Genomic DNA, 12,753 nt, shown 5'->3' on the forward strand with positions numbered 1-12,753 from the left:
ATATTTGATAAAGCTCAAAATAGGAGTTAAAATATGTTTTTAATTGTAAATTTTGTAATCATATTGTTGATTATCAGGATCTTGTTTAGTGGAAAGATTCTTGAAAGTTTGATGAAGTACCGTTGGAAATTTTTATTGAGGTTTCAGCATATTTTTTTCTTTTTTGTCTTCATTCTGATCACTTATTTTACCGAAAACTACTTTCTTGATTCTTATGAATTGATTTGGAGTATTATTTTGAATGTAATTTTTAACATTGGGATCTATTATTTGGTGTATTATTATCTGGTTCCTTATTTTTATTTATCAAATAAGTATCCTGAGTTTATATTATATGCTTTAATCTGTTTTTTAGTTTCCAGTCTTTTTAGAATTCTATGGGAACCGGCAGTATTCGAAATGGATTTTTCTCCGAAAGGCTATCATATAGGCTTTCTGTATAATGTGTATATTTCTCAGGGAATTGTTATTCTTGTCGCTTCCTTTTTGGGAATTACCAAAGATAAATTTCTGATAGAGCAGGACGTGATAGAGCTTGGTGAAGAAAAAGAACAGCTGTATCTGGACCTTCTGAAGTCTAAACTCAACCCGCATTTTTTGTTGAATACCCTCAATAATATGTACGCCAATAGTTTCACTTATTCTGAGAAAACTTCAGATTCTATTTTGCAGTTGAGTAAGCTTTTACAGTATATTATTTATGATAGTGGCAAAGAAAAAATAAGTGTCGCTCAGGAGTTTTCTTCTTTGAAAGCGCTAGCTTCTTTATACCAGCTGAAGTATAATAACCGGCTTGATATTACATTGGATATTCCCGGGCAGGAAGAATTTGATATTGTGGAAATTCCGCCTTCGATATTACTTACTTTATTCGAAAATGCATTAAAGCATTCTGCTATAGGAGAGGATGAGAACAGCTTTATTAGACTGTCATGCAGAATCGAACAGTCCGAATTGATTTTTAAAATTATTAATTCAGTCACTCAATATCAGAGACATTCTGTTGAAACAGGTTATCATGGGTTGGGAAATGATGCGGTTATTCATATATTAGAAAAATTTTATCCCGGATGTTTTGATTTTATTTCAGAACCGGAAAAAAATGACCAGTATAAAATTATTTTAAAAATTAAAGTAAATGGCTAATCTAACAGTAGTAAATGTTGATGATGAATATCCGGCATTGCAGCTGGTCAAGCAATATTGTACCCGGATGGAAGGGGTAGAACTGCTGGCATCGTTTCAGGACCCTGAAAAGGCACTCGAATTCCTTACAGCCAATCAGGTAGATCTGGTTATTTTCGATATCAACATGCCCCGGATCAACGGGGTGGAGCTTCTCCAACAACTTCCTTACCGCCCTCTTTGTATTTTCCTGACTTTGGAAGTGAAGTATGCTGTAAAGGCATTTGAACTGGATGTCGTTCATTACCTGGTAAAACCTGTGGATTTTGATACCTTTAAAAAAGCCATTCATAAAGCAAAAGATTTTTTGCATTTTAAAAATTCAGCCAGTCAGCAGGAAGATTATATCATGTTCAAATCTAATTATGTGATGAATAAAGTCTTCTTAAAAGATATTCTCTGGATTCAGGGTTTTGGAGAATATATTACCCTGATCACCTCATTAAAAAAGTACATGATCCTAGAGAGAATGTCTAATTTTGAAGAGAAATTTCAAAGTTTCGGATTTATCAGAATCCATAAATCCTATATTGTATTATCATCCCACATCAAATCCTATGATTCTCACCATGTACATCTGAATGGAGGAGAGCAGCTTCCGCTGGGCAGGACTTATAAAAAGTTGGTCAAAGAGTATCTCGGTTGATTACTGAAAAGGGGTGGAAAAGAAAAAAGTTCACTTAAATAAAGTGAACTTTTAAATATTTTAATTGTTAAGAGTCATATGCTAGCTTTTTCCAGCTGCCTGCATTGGATTAACCTTTCCGGTTGAGCCCCCTCTCACAGAACCTCCGTCCTGTTTTTGTTTGAATAACTGAAATTTGGAAACTTCTGCATTTCCACCTGTATTGCTCCAGAAATTATTGGAAGTATCTATATCTGCAGTTTCCTTCATCGGATCAAGTTGGATAGATGCCAGCTTTTTATCAAAATAATAGGTTTTAGAAACCTTTTGTTCATTCAGTCTCCAGATCTGCGCAGAAGATTTATCATATAATTTGGTGCCATCTTCAAAAGTAAATTCAAGGATAATAGGCATTACAAGACCTCCTTTGTTTGCAAAATCAATCTGGTAAGCGGTAATATTTTTAAACTTATCTTTATCTTTTGCATCTAATGGAAGAGAAGCTTCCGTTTTGATTGAATATTCTTTATTGTTATCCACTTTTTCCTGTCCTCTGTCATATCGGTAGTAGAAATCCTGAGCTTCTTTATCTTTGTCAACATAGAACGTAATGTTTTTGTCTTCTCTGTTTCTGATTTTTGAAATGTCATCAAAGCTGCTGGCCAAAGGCTTTTCAACCTGATATTTTACTTCAGCCGCTGCTTTTGGATTGGTTTCCAGGTTAGGGGTCGCTACCGTTACTTTATCAATGGCGATATCTACAGGATCTGTTCCGTAGAACCATCCTCTCCAGAACCAGTCGAGGTCTTCACCACTGGCATCTTCCATCGTACGGAAAAGATCCGCAGGTTCAGGATGTTTGAAAGCCCATCTTTTGGCATATGTTTTAAATGCTTTATCAAATAGCTCTCTTCCCATGATGGTTTCACGAAGAATATTCAATCCTGTAGCAGGTTTTGAATAGGCATTCGGACCATACTGAACAATATTTTCTGAATTGCTCATAATAGGCTCCAACTGGTCTTTCGGAAGTTTCATATAGTCAACAATCGTCCATGCCGGTCCTCTTTTGGAAGGGAATTTATTATCCCATTTTTCTTCCGTAAGGTATTCTGTGAATGTATTCAACCCTTCATCCATCCATGCCCATTGTCTTTCATCTGAGTTGATGATCATTGGGAAAAAATTATGTCCTACTTCATGGATAATAACTCCGATCATTCCGTTTTTAGTCCCTTCAGAATACGTTCCGTCTTTTTCGGTTCTTCCGAAATTAAAACAAATCATTGGATATTCCATTCCGCTGGCCGCTTCTACAGATTGAGCTACCGGATATGGATAAGGAATCGTAAATTCTGAATATGTTTTAATGGTATGAGCTACGGCTTTTGTAGAAAACTTTCTATAAAGACCATAAGATTCTTTAGGATAAAAGCTCATTGCCATTACTTTGTTGTTGTTTTCAGGAATTGTGACACGCATTCCGTCCCACACGAATTTTCTTGAAGAAGTCCATGCAAAATCTCTTACATTATTGGCTTCAAAAACCCATGTCTTTCTTTGTTTTGAATGATTTTTCTCTGCCTTTTTAGCCTCATCCAAGGTGACTATTTCTATCGGTTCAGAAGCACTTTCTGCTTTTCTGTATCTTGAAAGTTGATCTGAATTTAAAACCTGATCATAATTTTTACATTCTCCCGTACCTCCTACAATATGATCTGCCGGAACGTTCATTGATACTTTAAAATCTCCGAACACCAAAGCAAATTCTCCTCTTCCTGTAAACTGATGGTTTTGCCATCCCTGAAAATCACTGTATACACACATCCTCGGATACCATTGAGCCATGGTGTACAGATCATTACCGTCTTCCGGGAAATTTTCATAGCCGCCACGACCTCCCATTTTGATCCGGTTTCCGATATTGTAATTCCAGTCTACCTTGAAAACAAATTTTTCTCCCTTTTTCAAAACTTTTGGAAGGTCAATACGCATCATTGTTTTGTTGACTGTATATTTTAATGGAGTACCGGAAGCATCCGTTACTTTTTCAAGGTTGACCCCATAGCCATTATCTTTAACAGGAAGTTCCGTGACTTTTAATTGTTGATCGGTGGTGGTAGGACGAAGAATACTTGAGTTGTCATATCCTGCATTTTTGATGCTTGAATGCTCATTTTCATCCAGCTGAAGCCAGATGTAATCCAGTTCGTCCGGTGAGTTATTGTAGTAGGTTACCGTTTCAGAACCTTTCAGATTTCTTTTGTCTTCATCAAGATAAGCAGAAATATTGTAGTCTGCCCTGTTTTGCCAGTATCCATGTCCGGGAGCTCCTGAAGCAGTCCTGTAAATATTGGGTGTCGGGAGAATACTTCCCAACTGTTCAAACTTGTTTCCGTGGTTGCTGCCAGGGTTATTCTGAATATTTTGTGCGGTGAAACCTGTATAGGCAAATACAGAAAGTGAAAGTATACAAACTTTTAGTTTCATAACCGAAGTGATTTAATAATTGTCAAAGATAACAATAAGCGGTTGAAATTTTGAAAATATTTCACGTTTAGAAAGGAATTCTTTCTAATGCCATTTTAAGTGATAATGCAAATACTCCCGAGGATACAAACAGGATCCAATCCTTTTTATTGACTTTAAAAACTTTCAGCAGGATAAATAGCAGCATTAAGATAGCGAGAACAATGACTATTTGCCCCAATTCCAAACCAATATTGAAACCTAATAAAGGAACAGCAATACTCTGACTTTTTGCAATCATAACCCTGGCTGTATTGGCAAATCCCATCCCATGAATAAGCCCAAAGATGAGGGCAAGATAGTAATTAGCACGCATCAGGGTTTGTTTTTGGTTTTTCATGACAATATTATCCAGTGAAGTCAAAACAATTGTCAATGGAATTAAAAACTCAACCCAATCAGAAGGAACTCTGAAAACATCAAGAATACTTAAGGCTAGCGTAATAGAATGGCCGATCGTAAATGCGGTTACAAGGATCAGGATTTTTTTCCAGTCACTATAAGAATAAACAGCAATTAAGGCCAGTACAAACAGCTGATGATCTAAGGCATCTAAAGAAATAATATGTTCCCAACCAAGGTGTAAATAAAAGAGAAAATCCTGCATCATGGTATTAAAATATAATGCGTACGAAAATAATGATTAATTTCGGACAAATTTTATTTCTATGTTAGGGTTTATGAAGAATTTTTGGTTGTTTTTGATTCTTACCTTTTGTTTATTGTCTTTTACTACAATGAAGCACCCTTACCATGTAGGTTCTGTAGAGATTAATTACAATTCAAAATCTAAAACTTTTGAAGTCACCGGAAGATTCTTCTTAGATGACCTGGAGAATGGGTTAAGTAAAAAATATGCCGGCTCTTTTCATTTTAATGATGAAAAATATAAAGCTAATATCAACGAAGCTTTACAAAAATATTGTCAGGAGTATTTTAAACTAAAAACAGATAATAAGTTTTTAAAAATGAACTATATTGGGTATGAAGAAGATCAGGAAGCTGTGAACGTCTTTCTTGAATCTGAGCCAGTATCCAGTCCTAGAAAGGTAGAAACAGCGGTAAGCTTTTTATATAATCTGTTTGATGATCAGATGAATATTGTACATATTATTGTTGGGGGACAGCGGAAAAGCGAAAAGCTTTCATATCCCAACCGGTATATGTACCATCAGTTTTAATTTTCGAGTTGAAGTAAACTATTGATCCCTTTGGTATGATCCAACAGGTCAGGAAAGAAGTCATTATAACATTTTTGAAGAATATCTTTATGTTCCAGAAAAGCTTCAAAAACGGGAATGTCCTTATCAAGGTATTTTGCTTTGTTCAACACATTCTGAATGCTGAACTTAATCCCCCAGTCTTCACGGTAATTGTACAACCAGTCGTCCTGTTCCATTTTAGCAAGCATTCTTTTAAAATTTTCAGGTAGCCATTCTTCATGTTCATTCAATACGCGATATACCCTGAGTGAATGAGATTTCCATTCTGCAAGAGAGTGTAAACTCAGATCATTGGCTACAAAATAATCCATGGAAACATCTACAAATGCTCCCGCATACAATCTTACCAAAGGAGCAAATACTTTTTTAGCTTCGTGAATGGCTGGGTGGGAATCAGTAAACGTGTCAATCGCCCTATGCAGGGTAATTCCATCCTGAATGTCTTTTGGAAAGGTAAAACGATCTCTGTTACGGATAAAGTCTTCGAGAAATTGCCCTACGATCTGTCCGTCGGTGAAAGAAAGAAAAGAATGAGCCAGATAATTCATAGATTAAAGATATGAATTAAAAAGGTAAAAGATACTATTGATAGATTCCTATTCCCATTTCTCAACTTTCCATTCTCCATTCTCCATTTTCAATTAAAAAAGTCTTTCGTGAAAATCTTCAATCTTACTCACTTCTTCAATCTTGATTCCAAATTTTCTTTTCGGAATTTTATTAAGATTGGAGACAAATATCTTTTCATATCCAAGCTTTTCAGCTTCTGTAATTCTTTGTTCAATTTGAGCAACCGGACGAATTTCACCACTTAGCCCTATTTCTCCGGCAAAGCAATAATGTTCAGAAATAGCAATGTCCTCATTGGAGGAAAGAACAGAGGCAATAACAGCAAGATCCAGGGCGGGATCATCCGTTTTGATACCTCCGGTGATATTCAGGAATACATCTTTAGATCCCAATTGAAATCCTGCTCTTTTTTCTAAAACAGCAAGAAGCATATTCAGCCTTTTGGAATCAAAACCTGTACAACTTCTTTGTGGGGTACCATATACCGCTGTACTTACCAGTGCCTGAATCTCTAAAAGCATAGGTCTGTTTCCTTCCAGGGTAACGGCAACAGAATTTCCGGATAATTCTTCAAATTTTTTAGTGATAAGAATTTCAGAGGGGTTTTTAATTTCTTTTAGTCCCTGGGAAATCATTTCATAAATTCCTATTTCAGAAGTGGATCCAAAACGGTTTTTATTGGCTCTCAATAGTCTGAAAAGGTGATTTCTGTCTCCATCAAAATTCAAGACAACATCTACCATGTGTTCCAGTACTTTCGGTCCTGCGATTTGGCCATCTTTAGTGATGTGGCCAACGAGGAATACAGGAATATTGTTTTCCTTGGCATATTTAATGATTTCATTGGAGCATTCCCGTATCTGGGAAACAGTTCCCGGAGAGCTTTCGATCAATTGAGATTGAAGAGTTTGAATAGAGTCGATGATCATGAAATCGGGCTCCAGTTTTTTGGCTTCATGAAGAATTTTTTCAAGAGATGTTTCGGTAAATAGAAAACAGTTAGGATTCTGGATGTCACTAAGCCTGTCTGCTCTCATTTTAATTTGAGAGGCACTCTCCTCACCGGAAACATAGAAGATTTTTTTCTTCATTTTTAAGGCAAGCTGAAGCAGAAGGGTAGATTTTCCGATTCCGGGTTCACCCCCGATTAAGGTCACGGAGCCTAAAACAATACCACCACCCAAAACACGGTTCAATTCTTCAGACGGAGTTTTTATTCTTGGTTCCTCAATGGTTTCAACTTCAACAATGTTGATAACATGTTGTTTGGATTTTGAAAAAGGAGGGTTTTTGTGGGAGGGTTTTTCAACAATTTCTTCCACTAAAGTATTCCATTGTCCACAATTTTTGCATTGCCCCATCCATTGGGAATATTGACTTCCGCAGTTTTGACAGAAATATGCTGTTTTCAGTTTTGCCATACTGCGAAGTTATAAAAAAGCATTTTTCTTTAGAAATTTAACTCCATATAATATTAACAAAATATAGAGATTAATGCTAGAAATATCTTTCATATATTCGCTTTATCGAATTAAAATATTAATATAAAATATAATTACAATGAAAAAACTGCTTTTATCTTTCGTATTTGTACTGTTGAGTATAATGAGCTTTGCACAAAATAACTGGGAAATAGATCCCATGCACTCTTCTTTCAATTTTAATATTAAGCATATGGGAATAAGTTTTGTTCAGGGAAGATTTGATAAGTTTGCCGGTAAAGTAATGACAAAGGGTGCGAATCTTGATAATGCCTCAATCAATATATCTGTAGCTACTGAAACCATCAATACGGGAGTTGAAATGAGAGATAACCATCTTAAAAGCAATGAATTTTTTGCCGCAGGACAGTATCCCGAAATGTTGTTTGAAAGTAACTCTGTTGTAAAAGATAAAAATAACGGGTATATTATTAAAGGGAAATTAACAATTAAAGATGTAACTAAAGAAATAAGTATTCCTGTAACATTTGGCGGGATTACAAAAAATAAAGACGGAAAAGAAATCATGGGATTGCAGGCAAAGTTTACGATTGACCGTTTACAATACAATATCAATTATGATGAAAAAGGACTTGGCATTGCTAAAGATGTTGATATCAATGTCTACCTTGAGTTAGTTAAAAAATAAAGTTAAATTTTATTATTTTAAAAGGGTTTTCCAAACGTATGGAAATCCTGTTTTAATTTCTATCATAGAAATTAAAACAGGATTTTTTTATTTTACAATAATTAAAAAAAATAATGAGGTTTAATACCTGTTTGAAGGCTGTTTTCTTATTTTCAAAATGCAAAAGATTGCTTTGTATTTCTTTTTCCCATAACTTTGCACAAACCTAATCTAATGAGTAAAAAGAATACAAAGTACATCTTTGTGACAGGAGGTGTAACTTCATCTTTGGGAAAAGGAATCGTGTCTGCTTCTCTGGGACTATTGCTAAAATCACGCGGTTTTAACGTAACCATCCAAAAACTTGATCCGTATATCAATATCGACCCGGGAACTTTGAATCCTTATGAGCATGGAGAATGCTATGTGACTGAAGATGGTGCGGAGACGGATCTGGATTTAGGTCACTACGAACGCTATCTGGATGCGCCTACATCCCAAAATAACAATGTTACTACAGGAAAAATCTACCAGACTGTCATCGAAAAAGAAAGAAAAGGAGATTTCCTTGGAAAAACAGTTCAGGTAATTCCTCATATTACTAACGAAATTAAGCGTAGAATTAAAATTCTTTCAAAACAAAACTACGATATCATTATTACTGAGATCGGAGGAACGGTAGGGGATATTGAATCTTTACCATACATTGAAACTGTTCGTCAGTTGAAATGGGAATTGGGAGAAAGTAATTCTATGGTCATTCACCTGACTTTATTGCCTTATCTGGCTTCAAGTGGAGAATTAAAAACAAAACCATCACAGCATTCTGTTCGTCAATTGATGGAAAGTGGAATTATGGCTGATGTATTGGTTTGCAGAACAGAGCATAAAATTCCAAAAGATCAGAGAGCAAAATTAGCACAATTCTGTAATGTACCTTTAGATAATGTTATCGAATGTAAAGATCTGGAAACAATTTATGAAGTTCCAATGTATCTTCAGAAGCAAAATTTTGATGATGTAGTATTGAAGGAACTGGATCTGAAAAGCGACAAAACAGCTGATCTTAAGGACTGGAAAAATTTCCTTAAGAAATTCCAGAATCCTAAGAAAACTGTTGAAATCGCATTGGTAGGAAAATATATTTCCCTTCAGGATTCCTATATTTCAATTGCGGAAGCTTTCAAACATGCAGGAGCTGATCTTGAAACCGAGGTGAAAGTAAGATGGGTTTACAGTGGTGATATCACAGAAGAAAATATTAAAGATACACTGAAAGGTGTGAACGGTATTCTTGTCGCTCCAGGTTTTGGTGACAGAGGAATTGAAGGAAAAGTTCTTACGGCAAAGTATGCAAGAGAAAACAAAATTCCAATGTTGGGAATTTGTCTTGGAATGCAGATCATGACGATTGAATTTGCAAGAAATGTTCTTGGGCACACAAAAGCCAATTCAATGGAATTTGATACCGCTACTCCGGATCCTGTAATCTCACTAATGGAAGAACAGAAAAATGTGGTAGATAAAGGAGGAACAATGCGTCTTGGAGCATGGAAATGTGCTCTGAAAAACGGTTCCAAACTTTCAGATATCTATGGAAGCAAAAATATTTCTGAAAGACACCGTCACCGTTATGAATTCAACAGTGAATATCTTCAGGAATTTGAGAAGAATGGTTTCCTTGCTACTGGTACAAACCCTGAAACAGGACTGGTAGAGGCTCTTGAGATGCCTGATCATCCGTTCTATGTAGGAGTGCAGTATCACCCGGAATATAAGAGTACGGTTGCCACTCCGCATCCTCTATTCAGAGCTTTCATCAAAGCTTGCGAAAAGAAATAAGGTAAATTTTTATCATAAACGTCTAAACATAAACTCAGGCTGATTATTCTCAGCTTGAGTTTATTATATAGTAACATGGTAAAGCATAGAGTTTTGATAAAAAAACAGTATTTTTGTCAGCTCAAATAATGTACACAACGATGTACATTTTAAATTTAAAATTTTAATATAAAATAAAATGCAACAAAACAACGGAATCGATAAGAAACAAATGATTAGTTTCGCGGTTTTATGCCTTGTTCTCTTCGGTTTTATGTTCTATTTCCAGAACAAACAAGCGAAAGAAGAGGAGTTAAAAGCTCAGCAGCAGAAAACTGAACAGGCGAAAACAGCTGTAAAACCAACTCAGGCAACTAATATCAATCCAAATGTAACTCCAAATGCTATTCAGACCGCCAGTCTGGGAAATAATGAATTGAAATTAGAGTTTTCAAGTCTGGGAGGACAGGTTTCAAGAGTAGAACTTGTAAAGTATAAAGCATACAATCATAAAACAGATAATGCAGATCAACCTCTTTATCTGATCAATAAAAACAACTCCAATTACGGATTCCAGTTTAAAGACAAAACGGGTAAGGTAATCAATACTAAAGATTTAGTTTTTGCACCAACAGTTAATGGAAATGCAGTAACATTAACAGCTGATTATAACGGAGCTGTGATTCAGTTTATCTATACCCTTCTTCCAAAATATACCCTGGATTTTAAAGTGAGAACTCAGGGGCTTTCTAAAATTACGGCTGATAATAAAGCAGATTTTATCTGGGATTACAATGTAAGAAATCTTGAAAAAGGTAGAGCTCAGGAACAATCTCATACAGAATTTGCATATGCTTTCAATAATTATAAAGATTATGATTATGATGGAAGAACAACAATGAATGAAGAAAAAGAAACGCTTAATTGGATTGGTGTGAAACAACAGTTCTTTACTTCTGTAATTGAAGCCAAGAACGGATTTACCCAAAGTAAAGGGAATCAGGAGTCTGTTGAAGAAGGGGAGTTTTTGAAGAAACTCAACTACGAAGGTTTCGTTCAGATGACGGGAAGTGAGTTGAATCAGGATTTCACATGGTATTTTATGCCATTGGATTTGCCATTGCTTAAGTCATACGATAAAAATTTTGATGAGATACTTCCATTAGGATGGTCTTTCATTGGATGGATGAACCGTGGTTTCTTCATTCCGATGTATAATTTCATTGCATCTTGGGGATTAACTGCAGGTTGGGCTATTTTCTTGCTAACGATTATCGTAAAGCTGATTTTATCGCCAATTATGTACAAGCAGCACAAGCTAAGTGCGATGATGAAAGTAATTCGTCCGGAGATCGATGAGGTAAACGCTAAGTTTAAAGATGCTGATCCGATGAAAAAGCAGCAGGCTACTATGGAGGTGTATCGTAAAGCCGGAGTAAATCAGATGGCCGGATGTTTGCCGGCGCTGGTTCAGATCCCGATTTTCTATGCATTATTCCGTTTCTTCCCGAATTTTATCGATTTACGAGGGCAAGGGTTCTGGTTTGCGAAAGATTTAACAGCTTACGATGATTTGATCAGATTGCCGTTTAAAATTCCTTTCTTGGGAGATCACTTAAGTATTTTTGCTTTGGCATGTACTGTAGTTATTTTAATCTATACGGTAATGACTTCAGGAAATATGCAACAACCACAGCAGGAAGGAATGCCAAATATGAAGGTATTAATGTATATTTTCCCGATTACATTCCTGTTCTTCCTAAATACATCAGCATCCGGTCTTTCTTGGTATTATTTTGTATCCAATGCGATTAACATTTTAATTATCCTTGTTATTAAATACTGGATTTTAGATGAAAAGAAAATTCATGCTCAGATACAGGCTAATAAAGAAAAGCCAAAGTCGGAAGGTAAATTCCAGAAAAGAATGAGAGAAATGATGGAAAAGGCTCAGGAGCAACAAAAAGTTCAGGAGCAGGCGAGAGGTAAAAAGAAATAATTTACGATCAAAATACAAAAAGGGAAGCAAATAATTGCTTCCCTTTTTTTTTGTAAATCCTTGTCAAGTCCTTAAACCTGAATAAATTTTTTAAAACTCTTAATCGTACTTTAATCTGAATGATTGCCTGTGATGTTTTGTTGGTCCATGCTTTATAAGGGCTTCCTGATGTTTTTTAGTAGCGTATCCAAAATTAGTATCCCAACCGTACTCCGGAAATTCATCATGTAATTCAATCATTAATGTATCTCTGTAATTTTTAGCCAGGATAGAAGCTGCTGCAATAGATAAGACTTTTGAATCTCCCTTGATGATGCATTGATGAGGGATATAATTGTAAGGATGGAATTTATTACCATCTACTAAAATAAGTTCGGGAGTAATGGTGAGTCGGTCCAGAGCACAATGCATGGCATGAATGCTTGCATTAAGAATATTGTGCTCGTCTATGAAGGATGGCGGGAGCTCTGCTATGGCATAATTCTTTACATTATCTTTTATATAGCTATCAAGCTCCATCCTTGTCTTGAAAGTTAATTTTTTTGAATCATTAACCAGGTTTTGTTTAAAGCTGTCATCTAGAATAACGGCTGCTGCAACAACAGGCCCACTTAGACAGCCCCTTCCTACTTCATCGCATCCTGCTTCAATATAAATATCTGTCCACTTTTGTAATAATTCCATGTTTAACT

At 35.7% G+C, this 12,753-nt stretch carries 11 protein-coding genes; 6 read left to right on the forward strand and 5 right to left on the reverse strand.

Going from position 1 to position 12,753, the window contains the following annotated elements; all coding sequences use genetic code 11:
• The first annotated feature begins 33 nt into the window (after window positions 1-33).
• Both C1631_RS08625 and C1631_RS08630 read left to right on the forward strand, forming a co-directional pair.
• A complete protein-coding gene (locus tag C1631_RS08625) occupies window positions 34-1,146 on the forward strand; it encodes a sensor histidine kinase (RefSeq protein WP_185144659.1) in 1,113 nt (370 codons plus the stop codon).
• Entirely contained in the window at window positions 1,139-1,831 is a 693-nt protein-coding gene (locus tag C1631_RS08630) for a LytR/AlgR family response regulator transcription factor (RefSeq protein WP_103247363.1), read from the forward strand. Before C1631_RS08625 ends, C1631_RS08630 begins: the two co-directional genes overlap by 8 nt.
• A gap of 81 nt (window positions 1,832-1,912) precedes the next feature.
• Here C1631_RS08630 and C1631_RS08635 read toward each other — a convergent pair whose 3' ends face one another.
• Both C1631_RS08635 and C1631_RS08640 read right to left on the reverse strand, forming a co-directional pair.
• Window positions 1,913-4,300: a M1 family metallopeptidase gene (locus C1631_RS08635; RefSeq protein ID WP_103247364.1), complete on the reverse strand. Its 2,388-nt coding sequence runs from the start codon at window positions 4,298-4,300 to the stop codon at window positions 1,913-1,915.
• A 67-nt stretch (window positions 4,301-4,367) separates the two neighbouring features.
• A complete protein-coding gene (locus C1631_RS08640) occupies window positions 4,368-4,946 on the reverse strand; it encodes a HupE/UreJ family protein (protein ID WP_103247365.1) in 579 nt (192 codons plus the stop codon).
• A 130-nt stretch (window positions 4,947-5,076) separates the two neighbouring features.
• On the opposite strand from C1631_RS08640, the gene C1631_RS08645 reads away from it, so the two are divergent.
• Window positions 5,077-5,520 (forward strand): DUF6702 family protein, encoded by a 444-nt coding sequence (locus tag C1631_RS08645; RefSeq protein WP_306461380.1) that lies wholly within the window; start codon window positions 5,077-5,079, stop codon window positions 5,518-5,520.
• Here C1631_RS08645 and C1631_RS08650 read toward each other — a convergent pair.
• Window positions 5,517-6,110 (reverse strand): acyl carrier protein phosphodiesterase, encoded by a 594-nt coding sequence (locus tag C1631_RS08650; protein WP_103247366.1) that lies wholly within the window; start codon window positions 6,108-6,110, stop codon window positions 5,517-5,519. The two genes, C1631_RS08645 and C1631_RS08650, sit on opposite strands and share 4 nt — an antisense overlap.
• Window positions 6,111-6,203: 93 nt before the next feature.
• On the reverse strand, window positions 6,204-7,553 hold the full coding sequence (gene radA, locus C1631_RS08655; RefSeq protein ID WP_109711687.1) for a DNA repair protein RadA: 1,350 nt from the start codon (window positions 7,551-7,553) through the stop codon (window positions 6,204-6,206).
• Between the two features lie 139 nt (window positions 7,554-7,692).
• On the opposite strand from radA, the gene C1631_RS08660 reads away from it, so the two are divergent.
• From C1631_RS08660 to yidC, 3 genes are all read left to right on the forward strand, one after another.
• Window positions 7,693-8,262 (forward strand): YceI family protein, encoded by a 570-nt coding sequence (locus tag C1631_RS08660; protein ID WP_103247368.1) that lies wholly within the window; start codon window positions 7,693-7,695, stop codon window positions 8,260-8,262.
• 213 nt (window positions 8,263-8,475) lie between these two features.
• The gene (gene pyrG, locus C1631_RS08665; protein ID WP_109711689.1) at window positions 8,476-10,083 is read left to right on the forward strand and encodes a CTP synthase; all 1,608 of its coding nucleotides are present in this window, start codon (window positions 8,476-8,478) and stop codon (window positions 10,081-10,083) included.
• A gap of 178 nt (window positions 10,084-10,261) precedes the next feature.
• Window positions 10,262-12,061: a membrane protein insertase YidC gene (gene yidC / locus C1631_RS08670; protein WP_109711691.1), complete on the forward strand. Its 1,800-nt coding sequence runs from the start codon at window positions 10,262-10,264 to the stop codon at window positions 12,059-12,061.
• A 99-nt stretch (window positions 12,062-12,160) separates the two neighbouring features.
• On the opposite strand, the gene rnhB is transcribed toward yidC, so the two are convergent.
• Complete coding sequence (gene rnhB, locus C1631_RS08675) at window positions 12,161-12,745, reverse strand: ribonuclease HII (RefSeq protein ID WP_103250054.1); 585 nt, start codon at window positions 12,743-12,745, stop codon at window positions 12,161-12,163.
• Window positions 12,746-12,753 lie beyond the last annotated feature (8 nt).

Origin of the sequence: Chryseobacterium phosphatilyticum, assembly GCF_002899825.2 — a bacterium.
Lineage (GTDB): Bacteria > Bacteroidota > Bacteroidia > Flavobacteriales > Weeksellaceae > Chryseobacterium > Chryseobacterium phosphatilyticum.

Bases quoted from the DNA above. Each gene is read 5' to 3' on its own strand.
- pyrG (WP_109711689.1), top strand. From the start codon at position 8,476: ATGAGTAAAAAGAATACAAAGTACATCTTTGTGACAGGAGGTGTAACT.
- C1631_RS08630 (WP_103247363.1), top strand. From the start codon at position 1,139: ATGGCTAATCTAACAGTAGTAAATGTTGATGATGAATATCCGGCATTG.
- C1631_RS08650 (WP_103247366.1), bottom strand. From the start codon at position 6,110: ATGAATTATCTGGCTCATTCTTTTCTTTCTTTCACCGACGGACAGATC.
- C1631_RS08640 (WP_103247365.1), bottom strand. From the start codon at position 4,946: ATGCAGGATTTTCTCTTTTATTTACACCTTGGTTGGGAACATATTATT.
- radA (WP_109711687.1), bottom strand. From the start codon at position 7,553: ATGGCAAAACTGAAAACAGCATATTTCTGTCAAAACTGCGGAAGTCAA.
- yidC (WP_109711691.1), top strand. From the start codon at position 10,262: ATGCAACAAAACAACGGAATCGATAAGAAACAAATGATTAGTTTCGCG.
- C1631_RS08660 (WP_103247368.1), top strand. From the start codon at position 7,693: ATGAAAAAACTGCTTTTATCTTTCGTATTTGTACTGTTGAGTATAATG.
- rnhB (WP_103250054.1), bottom strand. From the start codon at position 12,745: ATGGAATTATTACAAAAGTGGACAGATATTTATATTGAAGCAGGATGC.
- C1631_RS08635 (WP_103247364.1), bottom strand. From the start codon at position 4,300: ATGAAACTAAAAGTTTGTATACTTTCACTTTCTGTATTTGCCTATACA.
- C1631_RS08645 (WP_306461380.1), top strand. From the start codon at position 5,077: ATGAAGCACCCTTACCATGTAGGTTCTGTAGAGATTAATTACAATTCA.
- C1631_RS08625 (WP_185144659.1), top strand. From the start codon at position 34: ATGTTTTTAATTGTAAATTTTGTAATCATATTGTTGATTATCAGGATC.